The following is a 20,009-nucleotide window of genomic DNA, read 5'->3' as shown; positions in this document are numbered from 1 at the left end:
CGTGGCACCTGAACTGCTCCTCACCAACGCCACTGTGTACACAGTGGACGAAGACCGGCCGTGGGCGACTTCGTTCGCGGTGGAGAACGGCCGGTTGACGGCCGCGGAACCCGGTCCGGACACCGAGGTCCTCGATCTCGGCGGCGCTTTTGTGCTGCCGGGTTTCGTGGACGTCCACAGCCATCACGCCCTCGCTGGCCGGGAATTGTTCGAGCTGCGGCTGAAAGGCGGCTCGAGCCTTGACGAAATCCTCGCCGCGGTAAGGGAATGGTCGGCGGGGCTCGGTCCGGACGAGTGGGTGGTCGGCGGCGCCTGGCCGTCCACTTTGGCCTCCGAACTCGGCCACGATTCCGTGCGACGGGCGCTGGACGAGGCGGCGGGCGGCCGTCCGGTCGTGCTGATCGAGGACAGCAGGCACAACCGATGGGCAAGCAGCCGGGCGCTGGAACTGGCCGGGATCACCGAAGCCACAGAGGACCCGGCGGGCGGGACGATCCACCGCGACCTGACCAGCGGCGCGCCGACCGGCTTGCTCATCGAGACCGCGGGCTTGGCGGTGGAGCGAGCGATGCGGGACACGAGCCCGCTCACCGCCGAGCAGCACGCCGAAGCGTCGCGTCGGGCGATCGAAATCCTGCACTCGTACGGGATTACGGCGTTTCAGGACGCCGGTGCCACCATCGACATCCTCGCCGCGTTGAAAACCCTTGATGACGCAGGGGAACTTGCGGCGTGGGTAGTGTCGTCGATGTTGGTCAACGACCCGATCTTCGGCGCGGACCCGATCGGCAAGCCGCTGCTCGACCGCGCCGCACAGTACCGCAGCGAGCACCACCGGCCGGACTTCGTGAAGATCTTCCTCGACGGCACCCCGCCCGCGCACACCGCGGCGTTCCTGGAGCCGTACCTGCACCACGAGTGCTTCTGCGGCGACACCACGATGCCGCCCGAGGAGCTCGCGGGCTGGCTGGACGTCGCGGTCTCGGCCGGATTGTCCGCGAAGATCCATTGCGCGGGCGACGCGGCCGTCCGGGCCACCTTGGACGCTGCCGGCGCCCTGCGCGCCCGTGGCGACTACACGACGAAAATCCAAGTGGCGCACGGACAGTTCATCCACCCGGACGACCTGGAACGGTTCGCGACGCTCAACGTGTCGGCGGACATCTCGCCGTTCCTGTGGGTGCCCGGCGTGATCCCGGACGCCATCGCACAAGTGATTCCCACCGAACGCGCGGCGCGGATGCAGCCGAACCGCACCCTGCTGGACACAGGCGCACTGGTCGCCGGCGGTTCGGACTGGCCGGTGAGCGAATCCCCGAACGCCTGGGAGGGCATCGAGGGCCTGATCACCCGGCAGGATCCGTATGGCAAGCACCCCGGGAGCCTGTGGCCGGAGCAAGCGATCACGCTCGCCGAGGCGATCCAGGTGTTCACGCTGAACTCGGCCCGGGCATGCGGGCTGGACGACGTGACGGGGTCGCTGACGCTGGGGAAGTCGGCGGATTTCGTGGTGCTGGACCAGGATCCGTTCAAGACCCCGGCGAACGAACTGGCCGGGATCACGGTGCGGGAGACGTGGTTCGGCGGCAAACGGGTGTTTACGAGGGATTAGGGCTCGTGCGTGTTTATGCCGGTTCTAACCGGCATAAACACGCACAAAGTCCTCCACCGCCTCGCCGCTCTCCCCGCGCACCAGCAGTACCAGCCGCGCGGGGACGCCTGCCGCGGCATAGGCGGCCAGCCGGTGGTGTCCGTCAAGGACGACGCCCAGCACGAACCGTTCCGGCCACTGGGCGCTGACGTACCTGTCCTCCGCCCAGGCCAGCAGCAACGCCGCCGGACGCTCGCCGCGGGCGATGGCTTCCGCGTACCGGTCGACTGTCGCCGGGTCCAGCGCGTCCAGCGGTTGCGACGGAACCACGCTGCCGTACGTCGGCATCTCGCCGGGAATCGCCTGCGGGACTTGGAAATGCTCGATGCCCGGCCAGGTCGGGTCGCCCTCCCACGCACTGCGCGTCTCGGTTCTGCGCAGCCACCACCACGACTGCTCGGCCGTCCGCACGCGTTCCAGCGGAAGATCGGCCAAGAGCATCCGGTAGTGCCCAGTCTCCAGCTCCTGCAGCAGCGGTTCCAGCGCGCGCACTGTCGCGGTGGTGAGTTCGCACGGCCCAGCAAGGACTTCCCGCACCTGGGCGGCACCGGCCAGCGCTTCGGCGGGACCGAAGCCGAGCAGGTGCAGCGTGGTTTCGCAGGTCTCGCACCCTGAGCCGACGCCAAAACGCGCCCGGTCCCCGACGTACAGCGTCTGATCCCAGCGCGGCCACATCGATCCCGGCGACGACGGGTCGAACTCGACGCGCACCCGGGCCCGGCCTTCATCGACGGAAAACCGCAGCGCGGAAGGAGAATCGACGGCAACGTCCCGCACCTCCGGCACCGGCCCGGCAGTGAGGTCGAGCGTCGCCCAAACCCGGCGGATCTCGTCGGGCGAACGGAACAACGGGGACCGTCCGGTGAGCCGGACCAGCGCCCGGTGGACGTCCCAGACAGGCTGCTCCGGGCCGTTCGCCAGCCAGTCGAGCAGCACCGGGACCGCGGCCGGATCGCCCATTTCCTCCAGCGCGACCGCCAAGAAGATGTGCTTGAGCCCGGCGACCGCGAAAAGCCGCCGGGCGATCGGCACCGTCCATTCGCGCGCACCGAGCCGGGCCAGTGCGAGCGCCGCCCGGCCGCACAGGTCGTCGTTCTTCAGCAGCGCACCGAGCGCTTTCGCCCGCCGCCGGTCCCCGGACAGCCCTGCCGCGTCAATGACGGGCGGCTGATATCCCAGTTCCTTGACCAGTTGATCCAGCACGGGCTCGGGCACTTTCAGGCCCCGGTGCACCACCGACGCCAGCAGCCCGGCCGTGCGGAGCCGGATCAGCAGGTCGAGCAGGACCGGATCGCCGTCCGTCCCGAGCAAGTCCAGCAGGTACTCGAGATGTCGTCGCTGCTCGTCGTTCGCCTCCGGGTACTGCTCGCCCGCGCGCGCGGCCAACGCGGCCGGTCCCGAAGGCGGGTTAGCGGCCAAGGCGCCGAGCATCGGATAGTCCGCGGCGAGCAGATCCATCCAACGAGCCTACTGACACCCGCGCGCGATTTACGCCAGCAAGAATTCAGCCACCCGCTCCCCCGTCAGCACCGCCGGCGCGTTCGTGTTCCCGCTGATCACGCGCGGCAGCACCGAAGCGTCCGCGACCCGCAGCCCGGACACCCCGCGCACCGCGAGCGTCGGATCCGTCACCGCCAGCTCGTCGGTCCCCATCCGGCAGGTGCCCACCTGGTGGTGATAGGTGATCGCCGTGCGCCGGACGTACTCCCGGACATCCGCCGGCCCCGGGTACAGCTCCCGCGCGCCCCACTCCCGCGCCAAGGCCGGGGCGCTGCCGATCAACCGGCACTGCTCCACCGACGCGACCAGGCTCTCGAAGTCCGCCGGGTGCGCGAGCGCGGCGAGATCGATCAGCGGCATCTCGGCCGGGTCCGTGCTGCGCAACCGCAGCGTGCCCCGGCTCTGCGGCGTGATCATGCCCGCCATCAGCGAAAACCCCGTAGCGGGCCCGGTCATCCACGGCTCGTACATCGGCACGCTGAAGTGGATCGGCTGAGTGTCCGGCACCTCCAACCCCGGGCGGCTGCGCCAGAACAGGTGCGTCTGCGTCACCGAAATGCCGGTCTGCGGCGGCGCGACCGCACGCCGGTCGGTGGCGAAGATGACCGGCGACAGCAGATGGTCGTGCAGGTTCTCGCCGACGCCCGGCAGGTCGGCGACGACGTCCAGGCCCAGCGCGGCGACGTCGTCGGCCGGACCGATTCCGCTGCGCAGCAAGATCGCCGGGGACGCCAGCGCGCCGGCGGCGAGCACGACCTGGTCGGCGAACAGCGGCTCCAGGTTGCCGTCGATCTCCGCGAGAACGCCGATGCAGCGGTCGCCCTCGAAGAGCACACGATGCACCAGCGCACCGGTGCGCACAGTCATCTGATCGGCGACCGGCTCGGAGTAGCAGAGCCAGGTGTTGCGCCGCCGCCCTCCGGTCATGGTGACCTGCTGCACGGAGATGCCGTCGAGAACGCCGCTGTTGTAATTGTCGTTGAACGGCAGGCCGATCTCCCGCGCGGCGTCCACAATGGACTTCTGGATCGGCTGCAGCGGATCATGCTGTTCCAGGTCGAGCAGGTCGCGTTCGATCCGCTCGTACACCGGGCGCACGTCGTCCCAAGCCCAGCCGGGCAGTTCCCAGCCGTCGTAGTCCGCCGCCGCGCCGCGGACCCAGATCATCGCGTTCAGCGAATGCGAGCCGCCGAGCACCCTGCCGCGCGGCAGGTGCAGCCTGCGGTTTCCGGCGTGCGGCTGCGGCACGGTGTAGTAGTCCCAGTCCTCGGCGGCGTGCCACAGCTCGCCCGCGCGCGACGGGTCGTGGATCGCCGCGTTCGTGTCCGGTCCGCCCGCTTCCAGCAACGTCACCTTCGCACCCGCGTCGACCAGCCGCCGGCACACCACCGAACCCGCCGAGCCCGCACCCACCACGATCACGTCCATGTCCTGATCCTGACCGGTCCCCCGGCTCCGCCCGGCATTGTCTTCACTCGCCGACAACGGGCGTGCCCTCGCGGACAAGACCGCCCGCCCGCCGCGCGCCGATACTCGGGAGCGACCAGAAGACCGGGACTAGGGAGCACCATGGCGACACGCCTGTTCATCGACGGTCAGTGGACCGAGGCCGGCGGGGAGCCCATCCCGACCCGGGACCCGGCCACCGGCACGGTTCTCGAAGACGTCGGGACGGCGACGCGGGCCGACGTCGACGCCGCGGTCGCCGCCGCGCGCCGCGCGCTGACCTCGCCGGAGTGGGCCGGGCTCGCGCCGGTGCAGCGCGCGAAACTGCTGTTCCGCCTCGCCGACCTCGTCGAGCAGCACCACGAGGAACTCGCCGCGCTGGAAACCCGCGACCAGGGCCAGCCGATCGGCATCTCGCGGCAGGTGAGCGTCACCGGCGCGGCCGAGCACCTGCGCTATTTCGCCGGCTGGGTCACGAAAATCCAGGGCACCACGAACCCGGTTTCGTTCCCGGACACCCTGCACTACACGCGCCGCGAGCCGGTCGGCGTGAACGCGCTGATCACGCCGTGGAACTTCCCGCTGATGATCCTGGTGTGGAAGCTCGCGCCCGCGCTCGCCACCGGAAACACCGTGGTGATCAAGCCGAGCGAGGTCACGCCGCTGACGAGCATCCGCCTGGTACAGCTGGCCGAGCAGGCTGGTATCCCAGCGGGCGTCGTCAACCTGGTCACGGGCGACGGTTCGGTGGGCGCGATGCTGAGCGCGCACCACGACGTCGACCACGTCTCCTACACCGGTTCCACCGCGGTCGGGAAGCTGATCACCGCGGCGAGCGCGGAGTCCAACCTGAAGCGGCTGACGCTCGAACTCGGCGGCAAGGCCCCGAGCATCATCGCCGCCGACGCCGACCTGGACGCCGCCGTCGCGGGCAACCTCGCCGGCGCGACGCTGAACACCGGCCAGGTCTGCGCGGCGTACACGCGGTTCTACGTAGACCGCAAGCGCGAGCAGGAATTCGTGGAGAAGATGGCCGCCGGACTCGCGGGCCTGCAGGTCGGTCCCGGTCTGGAGGAGACGACACAGGTCGGCCCGCTCGTGTCGGACAAGCACCGCAAGCACGTGGCGAATCTGGTGGCGACCGGCCGTTCCGAAGGCGCGGACCTGATCACCGGCGGCTCGGAAGTCGACCGCGACGGCTACTTCTACCAGCCGACACTGTTCGCGGGCGTCACGGACACCATGACGATCATGCGCGAGGAGATCTTCGGCCCGGTGCTGGCGGTGACGCCGTACGACGACCCGGACGAACTGGTCGCGCGCGCGAACGACACGCAGTACGGCCTCGCCGCGACCGTGTGGACCCGCGACATCCGCACGGCGCAACGCTACGCGGACGGGATCCGCGCGGGGGCGGTGTTCGTGAACATGCCGCCTATCCCGGACATGGCCGCGCCGTGGGGCGGGTACAAGGCGTCGGGCTGGGGTCGCGAGATGGGGCCCTGGGCGCTCGATGCGTACACCGAGACGAAGGCCGTCTGGCTGCACTACGGCTACTGAACGCCGTCGGGGCTCGACGGTCCGAAGTGGACTGTCGAGCCCCGCTCAGCGGGCCAGTTCCGCCAGCGACAGCAGCAGATGCGCCGACTCCGGGTACCAGATGTCCGAATGCGCCCCGGCTGGATTCCACCACCGTCCGCGCCGGAACCGCCATCCCGATTCGACATTGACGATCCTCCGGTCCAGTTCGGACCGTGAGTATGCCGCCGCGACCTTGTGCAGCGCGGTGTTCGCTACGTCGTCAGCCGGTTCTTTCACCCCGACGTTCCCGATCCCCCGGACGCCCTCCGCCAACCGGTGCCACAAACCGGTGGCCCGGTCGAATCGGGAACGGGTCAGCACGATCGGCCCGTTGATCGGCGCGTCGCGCAGCACCGGGGCAAACCGGCCGGTGAAGATGTCCGGCCGCGCGGCCATCTGGAACACCAGCAGAGTGTCCACAGTGTAGGGATAACGCAGGTCGGCGCGATCCCAGCCGAGGACCGGCGGGCCGTCCCCCGCGGCGGCCTGCACCGCTTCCACCGTGAACCGGCCGCCGAAGGAATGGCCGACGCAATGCAGGTACTGACCGGTGACAGTCCGCAAACTCGGCGCGCTGCCCGGCAATTGACGTTCCGCGTTCAGATACCCGAGCAGCTGGCCGAGCGCCTCCGCGGCCCGCCCGTCGGTGGTCATCTTGTGCGCCCGGTCGCGGATCCGCCGGTAACCGGTCAGGAAGGGGTTGCTCGTCGACGGCCACCGGACCAGGACGTAAAACCCTTGCCACGCACCAAGTCCTTCATAAGACCCGGCCGCGTAGCGCTCTTCGATCAGCCCGAAGAACTGCCGGGCCCGCCGGTCCGCGGTCTCCCGGTTGTTCTGCCAGCCGTGCACGAACACCACGATGTCGGTCGCCGTCGCCGGGACTTCCAGCCACCGGGCCAGAAATCGCGGTGTCGCCTCGGCGGGCACCGGCCGTCCGGTCTCCGGATCCACGAAATCGCCGTGCTCGTCGAGGTCCAGGATCACCGGTTCGGTCACGGTCGCCCTTCCTGCCACAGATGCACGTCGATCCCGCGATACAGCGAAAACATCAGCCCGAGCGGATTGTGATAGTCGTCGGCGAACAGTCGCGCCAGCGAACGCACGATGTCGCCCAGTTTCGCGCCCGAATCGATGAACTCGGTGAACAAGCGCTGCGAATACTCGCGCGCGAACGCGGGAGGCAGGTCGATCTGCGGACCGATCAGGCAGCGTCCGCCGTTGCCCAGCAAGGCTTTGCCGAACGCCGAGTAGAACGCCGACGTCACCTGTCCGCCCTGGCACGCCCCGACGTACACGAACGGTCTCGTCGGCAGCGGCGCTTCCGCCAGCCACGCGATCAAGTCGGTGCCGTAGATCCGTTCGCCGTCGCCGAGTTTCAGATACGGCTGCTCGACCAGGCCGCCAGAGCCGCTCACCTTGCCGTGGCAGCCGAAATACGTGACGTGGTCGGCGAAATCGCGGCTGCGGAAGTGCGCGGCCAGCGTCTTCTTGTCCGGTCGCAGCACTACCTCCGCCCGGCCGTGGAAGAAATCGACCACCGGCGCGATGTAAGGCGTGTCCGGGAATTGCTTGTCGACGCTGTGGTCGACATTGAGCCCGACGACCGGCTTCCCACCGTCCACAGTGATCCGCGCGTCGAAATCGTCGACCCGGGAGAAGGTGTGCTCCACGACGTGCCGATAGCCCCAGAACCCCGCCAGAGACCAGTTTTCGTCGTCCGGATACTCGTCCGGCCGCCGCGGCGACGTGTACAGCATGCCCCACGGCACGATCAGGCTGTCCGATTCGATGCTGATCACGTTCTCGCCCTCGGCGAGCGCCAATTCCAGCAGCGAACGGATCCGCTGGAGTCCGCGGTCCGGACCGGCGAACAGCAGGCGATACATCAGGTATCCGGCGTCGGCGAGCGCGAAACCCGCCTGCCGCAACAGTTCCGGCCGCTCGGACAGATCCCAGCCGTCGGCGAACGGATGCCGGCGCGGCCCGCGTTCGGTCCGCTCGGCGAGGTCCACGACGTGCCGCTGCCACGTTTCGCGGAGGATGTCGATCCGGGAATTCAGCTCGCCGAGACTGTGCGCGATCCGGCCCTGGTACCCGCCGCCGCCGTCCTCCGGGAACGCGCTGCCCCAGGCCTGCACGAGAAGCCCCGGCACCCCGGGGAATTCGAGGAACCGCAGGTTGACCGTCCGCGCCCGGTTGTACGGCGGCACCGCGACCCGGCTCAGCCCGGCGGTGTTGTCGACGGTCACCTCGGCGCTCAGCTGACGGGTCATGACGGCACCTCCACCGGCAGCGCGGCCGCGATTTCCAAGAGCAGCTGGGCGTCGTGCTCGCGGTAGATCCGGAACACCAGCCGCAGCGTCCCCGGCGCGACCGGCAGAACGTCGAACTCCGCCGGATCGCGCAGCTGGTCGCCGGTGATCCAGCCGACCCGCGACATCGGTTCAGCCGTCCCGGGCGCGGCGTCGAGCAGCACCCGGACCCGCACCACGCCCGCCGGAACGGCCGCGGGTTCCTTGCGCCGAACCGAAACCGCGACCCGCACCGCCTTCCCGACGACGACCGGCTCGTCGGACCGGCATTCGACGCTCGCCGCCAGCAACCCCGGAACCGGCTGCGGCGCGTCGTCCGGCGGCTTCGCACCGCTCGCCCGCAGTCCGGCCCAGACGACGCGCTGGGAGTCGAACGGGTCCGCGCCCGGGTCGAGGTGATCGGGCCGCACCGGATAGCCGACCCGGCCGGTACGCCAGGTGCCGGGTCGCGGATCAGCCCGTCGAGAATCGACACGGCGGGAGTCCACCCGCCGAGAATCCACCCGCCGAGAGTCAACGCGGCGAGAGTCGACCCGCCGGGAATCCACTCGGCGAGAATCCACCCGCCGGGACTCGACGCGACGGGAATCCACCCGGCGAGACTCGACCCGCGCACTGAGCACCGCACCGTCAGCAGCCGGATCGGGCCGCAGCAAGTCGATCTCGTAGTCCTCCTCGACCAGCACCGGCTCAGCGGCAACCGGCGCCCGCATCCGGTACGGCACCGAAATCCGCTCCGACAGAAGGTCTTCCCCGTCCGGCTGGCCGCGGAAACTCACGAGCCCGCTCTCCGCGTCGACGATGTCCACCAGCAACCGCAACCGGCCCAGCACAGCCTCGTTCCCGTGTGCGGTCGCCAAAGCCACCGCCGAGGCCAGCGAGTTCAGCGTGGCGTCCAGATTTCCGTTGCGGTACGCGGAAAGCGCGGCGTCCGCCGCGGCTGCGAGGCCGAGGGGCCGACCAGTCGACGCTGGGGCCAGCAGGTCCGGATCGTCGGTCAGCCGCACGTACACGTGCTCTGCCTTCGACTGCGCGGTGTCCTGTTGCGCCCAGATCGTGACCAGCTGATTCTCTTGGCCGACCTCCATTCTCGACGGCACGAGGAAACTCAGCGCGTAACTCCTGGTCTCCCTGGCTGCCCACTGTCCGAGGTCGAGCACCGAGTCGCTGATTCGCTGCTGCGGCAACGGCATCACCGTTTCCGCCGGGGTCGACTGGCCGGCCCAGTACAGCACGCAGCCTGGCAGCTCTCGCACGAACAGCCGCATCGCACCGCCGCCGGCACCGGCCGTGACCGTGACCTGCACGGTCGTGGTCGGAGTGTGCCGCGGCAGGTAATCAGGGTGGTGCACCACGATTGCGGGCCGCCAGGCAGGACCCGTTTCGGGAACCTTGGTCTGGCGCACCCGGCGGGCATGCTCCCGCAGCATTGAGGCCGCCCGATTCGAGTGCTTCCGGTATATCTGCGCGAGGTCGTCTCTCACCTGGCGAAGGTCAGGCAACCGGGGGGCGGCCGAGGGTTGTTCGAAGGCCCGCCGCAGCAGCATTTCCCCGACCACCGCGGTGAGCCGGTCCCGCTCGTCCTCGTCCAGAGCCAGTTCGCCGAGCCGGGACCAGGCGGCGGCCGCTTCGTCCACGCTGGGCAGTTCCGCGCCGACGGCGGCGAGCGCCCGCACCGCCCCGACCCGGGCAGCCGTGCTGGAGGCCGGGTCCGCCGCGGGGACCTCGTCCAAAACCGCTGCCGCGCCGACCCGATCGCCTTGCCCGAGCCGGGTCCGGGCAAGCCCGAACGCCGCCGGGACCACGCTCCGGTCGCGGGCCCACACCGCTTCGTAGAAGCGCGCCGCAGCCTCCGGCGAGCCCCGCAGTTCCGCACAGAAACCCAACGCCAGCAACGGCGCCAGCTCGCCCGGCAGCTGACTCGCGCACTCCCGGTACTGCCTCTCCGCGTCGTCCAGCATTCCCGCGCCCAGCAACACCCCAGCGCCGCGCCAGGTTTCCCCCACCTCCTCGGAACCGGTGAAAAGGGCGATAGGCAAGGCCGCCCGCGCGTCCTCGCGCCGCAGCGGGTCGTCGGCGCGCAACGGCGGTTCCGAAGCCCAGGCCTGCCACTCCGGCACTCCGAGTCCCGCCACGGCGAGTCCGCGGGGGTTGCCGAACTGCCGAGAGACAGCCGGACGCGGCACCCGAGTGCGCTGGCTGAGAAGCTGCCGCAGCACCCCGCGCAACTGCTCGGCCATGTCGTCGGCGGTGGCGAACCGGTCGGCGTAATCCGCGGTCGCCCGGTCGATCAGTGCCCGCAGCATCTCCGTTCCGACGCTGTCGTCGGGCCCGGAACAAGCACGCAGCAGCTCCTCCAGGGTGCGGCCGAGCGAATAGAGATCCGAGCGGACGCTGACGCCTTCCCGGTCCAGCTCGGACCGCGACGGCTGATACGCCGGGGTGGCGACGAGCACGCTGTCCCGGTCGTCCTGGCGCCGCATCGAGCCGAGATCGACCAGCGTGATCCGATCGCCGTCCTGCAGCACGTTGTCCGGTTTCACGTCGACGTACAGCAACCCTCGCTGGTGCAGGTAGCCGATCGCCTCGAGCAGCTGCAGCCCGTACGCCGCAACGTGTTCCGGGCGCAGCCGTTTCGCTCGCCGGGACACCGTCCGCAGCGAAATCCCGCGCACGTATTCCATCACCAGATACTCGACAGGCCTGCCGGTTTCCGGGTCCGGGTCTTCGACGTGCGCGAGGGTGCGGACGATGTTCGGGTGGTCGAGGTTCAGCAGCCTGCCGACGATGGCGGATTGCGCGGCGGCCAGCGCGCCGTCGCGGTCCCGTTCGCCGATCAAGCCTTTGAGCACCACGAACCGGCCGCCGTCGGCCTCGTCGCGGGCGAGGTAGATCCAGCTGAACCCGCCGTGCGCGATGCAGCCGACGACCGCGTAACGATCGGCGACGACCATGCCGGGCTCCAGCGCGGGCAGGAAGCTGAACGGCGTGCCGCACCGTACGCAGTAACCGCGCTTCCGGCCGATCCGCTCGCCCTCGCCGCGGCCCACCGGATTGCCGCATTCCACGCAGAACCGGTGCCGCTCCGGCAGCGCCGAGTCGGGCAGGACGGCGTCGTACGGATCCGGCAGGGTCGCTTTCGGCAGCGCGACCCGCAGGTCCCCGGCGTCCGCCGTCGGCACGCGGCCAGTGCTGACGAGGAGTTTGTCAAGCAGGTCCTCGGCCACGGAATCGTCGGTCACCCATTCCCGCAGCTGCGGGAAGTACGCCAGCACTGTCTCCGCGGGAACCAGCCGCACCGCGTGGTCGACCACCACGATGCCGAGCAGCCGCCCGGTGGCGCGGTCGAACGCGGGGCAGCCGGACAGATCCGGGTCGACGCGCCCCTCCAGCAGAGTGAGCGGCACCCGTTCGCCGTCCGGGACCCCGGTGCTGGCGCGCACCCAGATGCCGTAGCCGAGGCGGAGCGGAAGGCTGTGGATCCGGACTTCCCGCCCGGATTCGACCTTTCGCCGGAGCATGGCGCCGCCGCGCACCGGCGTGGCCAGTTCGAGGAGCGCCAGGTCGCCGCGCGCGCCCGCGAGCGGCGGGACCAGCCCGGCCAGCGACGCGAGACCCGCCGATTCGACCCGGAAAGCGGTTTCGTCGCGCGCGGCCCGGGAGCAGGTCAGGACGTACCGGTCGCCGATCAGCACGCCCGCGCCGAGGAGGCGGCCGTCGGCAGCGTGGATCCGCGTCTGCCCCGTATTCCACCCCAGATCAGCGGCCACGAGGTAAAACCTTACCCGGCGACGGCCTCCGGATCGTTCAGTTCGGGCAAAGCCGCCCGGTCACTCGGCGCGACGGGTCGCCCTCCCCGAATGGACGTATCGCGCGCGGCCGGCGCCGTCGTCGCCGAGGAACACCAGGGGCAGGTAGATCCCGCCCTGTGCCTCGCGGAGGATCAACGTGTCGCCTTCGAGGAAAACCAGTTCGGATTTGCTGGCGGAGCTCAATTCCGCGGCTGTCCCTTTAGGACGTTGCTCCAGCCAGACCCGGCCGTCGTCGTCCTGGGAGACCACGAGATCGGCGACTGTGCCGGCGTAAGTGCCGAGGTACCGGTCCGCGGCGAACGCTTCCGGTTCGGACGGGGGACGCGGCGGCAGCGAGACTTCGACGCCCCCGAATTCCTTGAGCAGTGCGGGAACGAGGTCGGCGTACAGGCTCATCGCGTCGCCGCCGTTGGTCAGCAGCGCCACCGCGAGGTCGCTTTCGGGCACCAGTCGGAGGAACGCCGCCTGACCGATGGTGTTGCCGTCGTGGCCGTAGACCGGGCCGCTCGGGGTGTCGAACACCTCCCAGCCGAGACCCCAGGCGTCGCCCATGATGCCGAGCGGCGGGAGGTCCACCTGCCGCTGCAGCATCGCGGCGGCGCTCTTCGCGCTCAACACTTCGGCGCCGCCCGCGAGGTGCATGCGGGCGAAGGCGAGGAGGTCTGCCGCGGACATCGCGAGCGACGACCCGGCCGGGCCGTTGGACCGCAGCATCGACCAGAACGGCGCGGGCACGAGGTCGGCGCCCGGTTCGGGTTCGAGGTGCCCGATCGCGGCGCGGAAGCGGATCGCGTCGAGGGCGTTCGGCGAGAAATGCCGGAGTTTCAGCGGAGCGGCGAGGTGCTCGCGGAGGCAGTCCTCGTAATGCTTGCCGCGCAACACTTCTACGAGCCGCCCGAGGACGACGTACCCGGCGTTGTTGTAAGAGAACAGCTCCCCGGGCGGGAAAAGCTGGGCGACACCGTCGAGAGTCGCGACGAACTTCTCGACCGCGTCGTCGCCGGGGCCGGTGTCGGTGAAGAGGTCGCCCTCGAAGCCGGCGGTGTGGCTGAGCAATTGGCGCACGGTGATGGCCGCGTCGCCCAGTTTGAGTTCGGGAAGGTACCGCCGGATCGGGGCGTCCAGGTCGACCAGTCCCTCGTCCACGAGCTGCAGGACGAGAGTGGCCGTCCAGACCTTGGTGATCGAGCCGATTTGGAATACCGAATCAGCGGTGGCGGTGACGCCAGTGCCGAGATTCAGCACCCCGGCGGCCGCGGTGGCCGTCTCCTCGCCAACAGCCACCGCGATGACCGCGGCGGGGACCCGGTGGTGTTCCAGCAGCGCGGGAAGGTCCTGCTCCAGCCGCCTGCGGAGAGCGTCGAGCTTGTCCATCCCGGGAAGCTATCGCTCCTCCGGGACGAAAACTTCGTCCCCGGCTACGGAAAAACCGGCGGCAGGCTGGAGCACCGGACGAACTCCTCAGACGAGCACCTCGCCGTCCCGCACCACCACCCGGCCACCCGCGATCACCAACGACCGCACCGGCACCCGCATCAACGCATCCGGCACATTCTCCGTCGCCACCAACACCACATCCGCCCGACAACCCGGCGCCAGATCATGCCGCCCACGAGCCACAAACGACCCCGCCCGCCGCGTCGCCAGCTCCACCGCCGCCACCAGATCCTCGTCCTTCCGCAACCCGTGCAACCGGGCGAAGCCGAGCGCGATCTGCAGGACGTCGCCATCGCCGTACGGGGACCACAGGTCGCGGATTCCGTCCGTGCCGAGGCCGACCGGGACCTCGCGCGCGGACAGCTCGGTCCACGGCAGCGGGGCCGTCCGCACCGGGGCGACGGTCGCCAGCGAGATGCCCGCCTCGGCGATCCGGTCGAGCAACGCCGCCTGCCGCGCCGGGGGAACCTCGCCGAGCGCGAAGCCGTGCGACACGGTGACCTTGCCCTGCAATCCGGTGCGCACGGTCCGGTCGGCGATCAGCTCGTACTGGAACGCGCCCAGCTCGCCGCCGTCGTGCAGGTGGATGTCGAGGCCGACACCGCGCCGCTCGGCGATCTCGAACAGTCCGTCGAGCTGGCCGACCGGGTCGCGGTCGATGCCCGCCGGGTCGAGGCCGCCGATCCAGCCCGCGCCCGCCGCGGCGGCCTCGTCGAGCAGTTTGAGCACGCCGGGCCGGCGCAGTACGCCGTCCTGCGGGAAGGCCACGATCTCGACCTCCACCGCGCCGCCCAGCCGCCGCGCGGCCTCCCGCACGATTTCGATGCCGCGCAGGCCGAGCCCCAGGTCGACGTCCACGTGGCTGCGCGCCGCGGTGGTGCCGTGCCGCAGGAATTCGCGCAGCACCGTCTCGGCGACCTCGACGCTCGGGATCCCCAGCTTGTCCCGCTCGGCCCGCTCGTGCGCGATGCGGCCTTCGGTGCTCGCGACGCCGCCGTAGGACACCCACGGCTTGCCCCACCAGCTCTTGTCGACGTGCGCGTGCGAGTTGACGAACCCGGGCAGCGCGAGCAGGCCCGCGCCGTCGATCCGTTCGCCCTCGACCGGGGCCGAACCGGCGGGCCGGACGTCGGAGATGCGGTCGCCGTCGAGGACGATGTCGGCCAGGTCGCCGCCCCACGGGCGCACGCCGGTCACAGTGAGAGAAGCCATGGCAATGGTATACCAAATTATCGCTAGCCTGTCCCGCGAGCCTGGCCCTGACACTCCCAGGACCGAGGGGTACTGGCCGCGCCGCGCCGCGCGCCGCACCATGGACCCCAGCCGCGACGGAACCAGGCGCGGCGAGGAAAGAAGGGCGGAACATTGACCGACAACCTCCCCGGCGGGACGTTCACATTGGCTGGGCGCACCGTCGCCCGCCTGGGATACGGCGCGATGCAGCTGGCCGGACCCGGCGTCTTCGGGCCGCCGAACGACCGCGACGAGGCACTCGCGGTGCTGCGCACGGCCGTCGAGCTGGGCGTGAACCACATCGACACAGCCGACTTCTACGGGCCGTACGTGACAAACGAACTGCTCCGCGAAGCGCTCGCGCCGTACGACGGGCTGCAGATCGTCACCAAGGTCGGCGCGGTGCGCGACGACAAAGGCGGCTGGATCCACGAGCGTTCGCCCGAGCAGCTGCGCGAGCAGGTGGAGTCGAATCTGCGGAACCTCGGCGTCGAGGCGCTCGACGTGGTGAACCTGCGCGTCGGCGGCGGCGAGGACGGACACTCGCCGGTGCCGGGCTCGCTGGCCGAACCGTTCGGCGCGCTCGCCGAAATGCGCCAGGAAGGCAAGATCAAGGAACTCGGCGTGAGCGTGGTCGACGCCGAGCAGGTAGCCGAGGCGCAGTCGATCGCGCCGGTGGTGACCGTGCAGAACTGGTACAACGTCGCGCATCGCGGGGACGAGAAGCTAATCGAATCCCTTGCCGCCCAAGGGATTTCCTACGTCCCGTTCTGGCCGCTCGGCGGGTTCAGCCCGCTGCAGTCCTCGACTCTCGACGACGTCGCCGCCCGTCTCGGCGCCAGCCCGAAGGCGGTCGCGCTGGCCTGGCTGCTGCACCAGTCGCCGAACATCCTGCTGATCCCCGGCACGTCGTCGGTCGCGCACCTGCGGGAGAACGTCGCCGCGGGCGATCTGGAACTGCCCGCGGACGCCCTGGCCGAATTGGACACTATCGCCGGATAACGGCGATTCGGGGTGATGATTGTCAACCTGCGTCGACAATCATCACCCCGAATCGCGGCGGAAAACACGCCCGCAGGTTCCGGTGAACAACCGGAGAATTCCCTTCCGGAACTGCGAAGTTCACCGACGAACGACGGTGCAGAAGAAGTCCCGGAGCGATTAGCGTGATCGACGGCAGTTTCCGCCACGCTAAGGAGAAAACGCGCCGATGAACGTCAAAAGCGCCTGCGCCGCAATTCTCGCCGTCGCCGGGCTGATCGCCGCCCCGGCCACCGCGTCGGCAGCGGTGTCCGACCTGCCCAGCTACGAACAATGGCAGTCCGACGTGCGCGAAGCCGTCGACCCGGCTATTCCGTGGCTGACCGACCGGGTCGCGCAAGGCGGCTCCAAGCTGGCGATCGTGCTGGACATCGACAACACGTCGCTCGAAACCGAATACCACCCCGGCAAACCGAACAAGCCGGTTCTCGCGGTCGCCCAATGGGCTGGGCAGCACCACGTGTCGGTCCTGTTCGTGACGGCGCGGACCGGTTCTTCTTCCGCGCGCAAGCAGCTGAGCAGCGCGGGCTACCCGATCGACGCGATCTGCACCCGCGAATCCGGCGAGGGCACCGCGGAGGGCAAGCAGCGCTGCCGCGCCGACCTGACCCAGGAGGGCTACACGATCACGGCGAACATCGGCAACCGGTCCACCGACCTCGAAGGCGGGGACTACGAAAAGGGCTTCAAACTGCCGGACTACGACGGCCAGCTTTCGTAACTCGCGAGTGGTGTTGCCGGTTCTAACCGGCAACGCCACTCACAAGCTTCAGCGGCTCAGCCACGCCTCGAGCCCGACCTTGCCCCGCCACGAGCCTTCCGCCGGAACCAGGCTGTCCTTGCCCAGCACGGTCCCGAAGTACTTCGCGTCCGGGTCGGTCACCACCTCGCGCGGGTCCTCGCGCGCGGTCAGCACCCGCCGGATCCACTCGTCCATCGGCAGCACGTCCGGACCGCCGATCTCGACGATCCCGCCGACCGCCGGCTCGCCCGCCGCCCGCGCGACCGCCACCGCGACGTCCTCCGCCGCGATCGGCTGCGTGCCGCCGTCGGAAAGCCGGACCACGCCGTCGACGGTCGAGGTGTCCGCGATCGCGACGGCGAACTCCAGGAACTGCGTCGCACGCACGATCGTGTAGGCCAGACCGCTTTCCCGGATCAGCTTCTCCTGCGCGACCTTCGCCCGCAGGTAACCGGAATCCGGCAGCTCGTCGGAGCCCACGACGGACAGCGCGACGAAATGCCCGACCCCGGCTTCGCGCGCGGCCCGCACCAGATTCCCGGTCGAGCGCTGGAAGAACTCCATGACGTCATCGTCCGCGAACGACGGCGAGTTCGACACGTCCACCAGCACGTCAGCGCCCCGCAGCACGCCGGACAGCCCTTCGCCGGTCAGCGTGTTCACGCCGGTGCTCGGCGCGGCCGCCACGACCTCGTGCCCCTCGAGCAGCTGCACGACCTGCGAACCGATCCGCCCGGTCCCGCCGATGACGACGATCTTCATGCTCGTTCCCTCCGTTCCGCCACAGCGGTCGCCGTGCGCGTCGCCAGTCAGGACCGGACAGCGCGCCGATTTGTGACACCCCTGCCCGCTAAGCTCGCGAATGCCCCGCCGGACCAGGAAAGGAACGCGCCGCCGATGGAGGAACTCGCCGAGGCCGCCTCGGTGTTCGCGCAGGTCCGGCCGCGGCTGTTCGGGATCGCCTACCGGATGCTCGGCAGCGTCGCCGACGCCGAAGACCTCCTGCAGGACGTCTGGCTGCGCTGGCAGACCTGCGACCGCTCGGCCGTCCGCAACCCGGGCGCGTTCCTCGCCACCACCACGACCCGGCTGGCCATCACCGCGAGCCAGACCGCGCGCGTCCGGCACGAAACCTACGTCGGCCCCTGGCTGCCCGAGCCGATCGACACCTCCGCCGACCCGCAGCTCGGCGCCGAGCGGGCCGCCGCGCTCGAGGTCGCGGTGCTGTTCCTGCTGGAGAAGCTGCCGCCGACGGAACGGGCGGCGTACGTGCTGCGCGAGGCGTTCGACTATCCGTACCACCAGATCGCCGACATCGTGCAGACCACCGAGGTGAGCGCGCGCCAGCTGGTCAGCCGCGCGCGCAAGCACCTCGCCGCGGAACGCCGGGCGCCCGTCGAGCCCTCGGAGCAGCGGCGGCTGCTCAGCGCGTTCGTGGACGCCGCCCGCAGCGGCGACCTGGCGACGCTGGAGAAACTGCTCGCCGAGGACGTCGTCAGCTACTCCGACGGCGGCGGCGCGGTCCGCGCGACGCGGATCCCGGTGGTCGGCGCGGTCACCGTGGCGAAGTACGTCCGCGCGTTCGCCGACCGGTTCTGGCCCGGCACCGAGGTGGGCTGGAGCGACGTCAACGGCCAGCCCGCCGCCGTGGTGAGCCACAGCGGTGCCGTCATCGCGGTGCTGACCGCGTCCGCGTCGGCCGAGGGCATCGACCGGCTGTTCTGGCTGATGAACCCGGCCAAGCTCGGGGCGTATACCGCCTGAGCACGGGGTACCCGGCGAGCATGAAGCGTCCCGGCCCGGTGCGCTGGCTGCACTACGTGTACGGCGGGGTACTCCCCGACGAGTACCGCGAGTGGGTGCTGCACGACGCGACCGCGAAAACCTGGGTGCTGCGCTTCGCGTTCCGGATCTTCATGGAGGCGCTGCCCTGGCTGATCGCGGGTTACGTCGTGCTCAGCCTGGTCACGCCGATGCCCGCCGGGATGATCATCGCCGCGCTGCTGATCAGTCTGCTGCTGAGCCTCTTCCTCACCGTCACCAGCGCTGACGAGCTCGCCGAGGTCCGGCTCACCAAGCACGGTTTCCCGCCCGGCGCGGGAAAAGAGGTCCGCAAACGCCGCGGCGGCGCGTCGACTTGGCCGTGACGTGCTTGCCGGAAGCGTAACTGCTGGGTTACGCTTCCCTCGTGGATCTGGTCGCCAACGCGATCGCCGACCCGGTGCGGCGGGACATTCTGGCGCTGCTGCGGCGACAGCGGCTGCCCGCCGGGGAGATCGCCGCGCGCTTCGCCATCAGCCGGCCCGCGGTGTCGCGCCATCTGCGCGTGCTGCGGGAAAGCGGGCTGGTGCGCGACGAACTCTTAGGCAGGCAACGGTTTTACACCCTCGACCCGCAGGGATTCTCCGAACTCACCGCCTGGCTCACCCAGCTCGTCACACCGCCGGCGTGGCAGCAGCGGCTCGACGCGCTGGAGACCGAGGTCCACCGCACCCGTCGCGAACGCCGCCGGGACACCGCTTCCGGAGAGGAAAACACCGCATGAAACCCGTGCCCACCGCCAGAGCGCACCGTGTCGCCGACAGCATCGACCTGGTCCTGCCCCGCACTTTCCGCGCGCCGATCGACGACGTGTGGGCCGCGGTCACCGAGCCCGAGCGCACCGCGCGCTGGTTCGGCCCCTGGAAGGGCGACGGGACACCCGGTCGGATGATCCAGGTCCAGATGGTGTTCGAGGAAGAGGAGCCCTGGATGGACCTCCGCATCGACGCCTGCGAGCCGCCGCACCGGCTGGCTGTTTCGTCGACCGACGAATCCGGGGCCTGGCGGATGGAGCTGCGGCTCGAGTCCCAAGGCGCGGCAACGGAACTCCGGCTGGTGCACCACCTGGACTCCGCGGACAAGATCCCGGACGCCGGCCCCGGCTGGGAGTACTACCTCGACATGTTCGCCGCCTCCTTCGACGGCACGCCGAGGCCGGACTTCGCCGATTACCATCCGGCGATGACGCCCTATTTCACCGAATTGGCCGGAAAGTTTTCCTGACCGCGCGTCAATAGTCCACTTCGGACAGTCGGCGGCCGAACGAAATACCCTTGAGCAGCCACGACTTCCCCGGATGGCTGACGACGGACCCCGGACCCGAATCGCGCGGCCGACTGCCCGATCCCCGCCGCCATATGGAGTACACTGCTGTACCAGTTACTTTCAGTAGTCCCGCGTGACGAGGTGTGGGCCGGTCCGGTGGGAGG

The 20,009-nt window shown here is 70.0% G+C and carries 16 protein-coding genes; 8 read left to right on the top strand and 8 right to left on the bottom strand.

Going from position 1 to position 20,009, the window contains the following annotated elements:
* Position 1 precedes the first annotated feature (1 nt).
* Positions 2 to 1,612: an amidohydrolase gene (locus ACZ7OI_RS39630; protein ID WP_470269264.1), complete on the top strand. Its 1,611-nt coding sequence runs from the start codon at positions 2 to 4 to the stop codon at positions 1,610 to 1,612.
* A gap of 24 nt (positions 1,613 to 1,636) precedes the next feature.
* On the opposite strand, the gene ACZ7OI_RS39625 is transcribed toward ACZ7OI_RS39630, so the two are convergent.
* Positions 1,637 to 3,109, bottom strand: a complete 1,473-nt coding sequence (locus ACZ7OI_RS39625; RefSeq protein WP_470269263.1) for a hypothetical protein — start codon at positions 3,107 to 3,109, stop codon at positions 1,637 to 1,639.
* Positions 3,110 to 3,139: 30 nt separating this feature from the next.
* On the bottom strand, positions 3,140 to 4,579 hold the full coding sequence (locus ACZ7OI_RS39620) for a GMC family oxidoreductase (protein WP_470269262.1): 1,440 nt from the start codon (positions 4,577 to 4,579) through the stop codon (positions 3,140 to 3,142).
* Positions 4,580 to 4,720: 141 nt separating this feature from the next.
* Between ACZ7OI_RS39620 and ACZ7OI_RS39615 the strand changes: the two genes are divergently transcribed.
* Complete coding sequence (locus ACZ7OI_RS39615) at positions 4,721 to 6,157, top strand: aldehyde dehydrogenase family protein (protein ID WP_470269261.1); 1,437 nt, start codon at positions 4,721 to 4,723, stop codon at positions 6,155 to 6,157.
* A 45-nt stretch (positions 6,158 to 6,202) separates the two neighbouring features.
* Here the strand turns inward: ACZ7OI_RS39615 and ACZ7OI_RS39610 are convergent, their stop codons facing one another.
* From ACZ7OI_RS39610 to ACZ7OI_RS39590, 5 genes are all read right to left on the bottom strand, one after another.
* On the bottom strand, positions 6,203 to 7,177 hold the full coding sequence (locus ACZ7OI_RS39610; protein ID WP_470269260.1) for a hypothetical protein: 975 nt from the start codon (positions 7,175 to 7,177) through the stop codon (positions 6,203 to 6,205).
* On the bottom strand, positions 7,174 to 8,454 hold the full coding sequence (locus ACZ7OI_RS39605; RefSeq protein WP_470269259.1) for a hypothetical protein: 1,281 nt from the start codon (positions 8,452 to 8,454) through the stop codon (positions 7,174 to 7,176). Before ACZ7OI_RS39605 ends, ACZ7OI_RS39610 begins: the two co-directional genes overlap by 4 nt.
* Positions 8,451 to 12,263: a tetratricopeptide repeat protein gene (locus ACZ7OI_RS39600; RefSeq protein WP_470269258.1), complete on the bottom strand. Its 3,813-nt coding sequence runs from the start codon at positions 12,261 to 12,263 to the stop codon at positions 8,451 to 8,453. The genes ACZ7OI_RS39605 and ACZ7OI_RS39600 overlap by 4 nt, the downstream gene beginning before the upstream one ends.
* 60 nt (positions 12,264 to 12,323) lie before the next feature.
* Positions 12,324 to 13,679: a serine hydrolase domain-containing protein gene (locus ACZ7OI_RS39595; protein ID WP_470269257.1), complete on the bottom strand. Its 1,356-nt coding sequence runs from the start codon at positions 13,677 to 13,679 to the stop codon at positions 12,324 to 12,326.
* Between the two features lie 87 nt (positions 13,680 to 13,766).
* Positions 13,767 to 14,954, bottom strand: a complete 1,188-nt coding sequence (locus ACZ7OI_RS39590; protein ID WP_470269256.1) for an amidohydrolase — start codon at positions 14,952 to 14,954, stop codon at positions 13,767 to 13,769.
* A gap of 153 nt (positions 14,955 to 15,107) precedes the next feature.
* Between ACZ7OI_RS39590 and ACZ7OI_RS39585 the strand changes: the two genes are divergently transcribed.
* Together ACZ7OI_RS39585 and ACZ7OI_RS39580 are read left to right on the top strand one after the other, a co-directional pair.
* Positions 15,108 to 15,977 carry an oxidoreductase gene (locus ACZ7OI_RS39585; protein ID WP_470269255.1) on the top strand — a complete coding sequence of 290 codons (870 nt, stop codon included), beginning with the start codon at positions 15,108 to 15,110 and terminating at the stop codon, positions 15,975 to 15,977.
* 208 nt (positions 15,978 to 16,185) lie between these two features.
* Positions 16,186 to 16,737 carry an HAD family acid phosphatase gene (locus ACZ7OI_RS39580; RefSeq protein ID WP_470269254.1) on the top strand — a complete coding sequence of 184 codons (552 nt, stop codon included), beginning with the start codon at positions 16,186 to 16,188 and terminating at the stop codon, positions 16,735 to 16,737.
* A gap of 48 nt (positions 16,738 to 16,785) precedes the next feature.
* Here the strand turns inward: ACZ7OI_RS39580 and ACZ7OI_RS39575 are convergent, their stop codons facing one another.
* Positions 16,786 to 17,520 (bottom strand): SDR family oxidoreductase, encoded by a 735-nt coding sequence (locus ACZ7OI_RS39575; RefSeq protein WP_470269253.1) that lies wholly within the window; start codon positions 17,518 to 17,520, stop codon positions 16,786 to 16,788.
* Between the two features lie 135 nt (positions 17,521 to 17,655).
* Between ACZ7OI_RS39575 and ACZ7OI_RS39570 the strand changes: the two genes are divergently transcribed.
* The 4 genes from ACZ7OI_RS39570 to ACZ7OI_RS39555 are packed head-to-tail and all read left to right on the top strand — an operon-like array spanning position 17,656 to position 19,803.
* Positions 17,656 to 18,522, top strand: a complete 867-nt coding sequence (locus ACZ7OI_RS39570) for an RNA polymerase sigma-70 factor (RefSeq protein ID WP_470269252.1) — start codon at positions 17,656 to 17,658, stop codon at positions 18,520 to 18,522.
* A 20-nt stretch (positions 18,523 to 18,542) separates the two neighbouring features.
* Positions 18,543 to 18,905 carry a DUF5313 family protein gene (locus tag ACZ7OI_RS39565; RefSeq protein ID WP_470269251.1) on the top strand — a complete coding sequence of 121 codons (363 nt, stop codon included), beginning with the start codon at positions 18,543 to 18,545 and terminating at the stop codon, positions 18,903 to 18,905.
* Between the two features lie 41 nt (positions 18,906 to 18,946).
* Entirely contained in the window at positions 18,947 to 19,303 is a 357-nt protein-coding gene (locus ACZ7OI_RS39560; protein ID WP_470269250.1) for a metalloregulator ArsR/SmtB family transcription factor, read from the top strand.
* Positions 19,300 to 19,803: an SRPBCC family protein gene (locus ACZ7OI_RS39555; RefSeq protein ID WP_470269249.1), complete on the top strand. Its 504-nt coding sequence runs from the start codon at positions 19,300 to 19,302 to the stop codon at positions 19,801 to 19,803. Before ACZ7OI_RS39560 ends, ACZ7OI_RS39555 begins: the two co-directional genes overlap by 4 nt.
* The last annotated feature ends 206 nt before the right edge of the window (positions 19,804 to 20,009 follow it).

Source organism: Amycolatopsis sp. NPDC114503, assembly GCF_055633655.1.
Note: the sequence above shows the minus strand (reverse complement) of the source record. Positions and strands in the feature narration are given on the sequence as shown.

Bases quoted from the DNA above. Each gene is read 5' to 3' on its own strand.
- ACZ7OI_RS39605 (WP_470269259.1), bottom strand. From the start codon at position 8,454: ATGACCCGTCAGCTGAGCGCCGAGGTGACCGTCGACAACACCGCCGGG.
- ACZ7OI_RS39615 (WP_470269261.1), top strand. From the start codon at position 4,721: ATGGCGACACGCCTGTTCATCGACGGTCAGTGGACCGAGGCCGGCGGG.
- ACZ7OI_RS39570 (WP_470269252.1), top strand. From the start codon at position 17,656: ATGGAGGAACTCGCCGAGGCCGCCTCGGTGTTCGCGCAGGTCCGGCCG.
- ACZ7OI_RS39555 (WP_470269249.1), top strand. From the start codon at position 19,300: ATGAAACCCGTGCCCACCGCCAGAGCGCACCGTGTCGCCGACAGCATC.
- ACZ7OI_RS39580 (WP_470269254.1), top strand. From the start codon at position 16,186: ATGAACGTCAAAAGCGCCTGCGCCGCAATTCTCGCCGTCGCCGGGCTG.
- ACZ7OI_RS39620 (WP_470269262.1), bottom strand. From the start codon at position 4,579: ATGGACGTGATCGTGGTGGGTGCGGGCTCGGCGGGTTCGGTGGTGTGC.
- ACZ7OI_RS39575 (WP_470269253.1), bottom strand. From the start codon at position 17,520: ATGAAGATCGTCGTCATCGGCGGGACCGGGCGGATCGGTTCGCAGGTC.
- ACZ7OI_RS39565 (WP_470269251.1), top strand. From the start codon at position 18,543: ATGAAGCGTCCCGGCCCGGTGCGCTGGCTGCACTACGTGTACGGCGGG.
- ACZ7OI_RS39595 (WP_470269257.1), bottom strand. From the start codon at position 13,679: ATGGACAAGCTCGACGCTCTCCGCAGGCGGCTGGAGCAGGACCTTCCC.
- ACZ7OI_RS39590 (WP_470269256.1), bottom strand. From the start codon at position 14,954: ATGGCTTCTCTCACTGTGACCGGCGTGCGCCCGTGGGGCGGCGACCTG.
- ACZ7OI_RS39625 (WP_470269263.1), bottom strand. From the start codon at position 3,109: ATGGATCTGCTCGCCGCGGACTATCCGATGCTCGGCGCCTTGGCCGCT.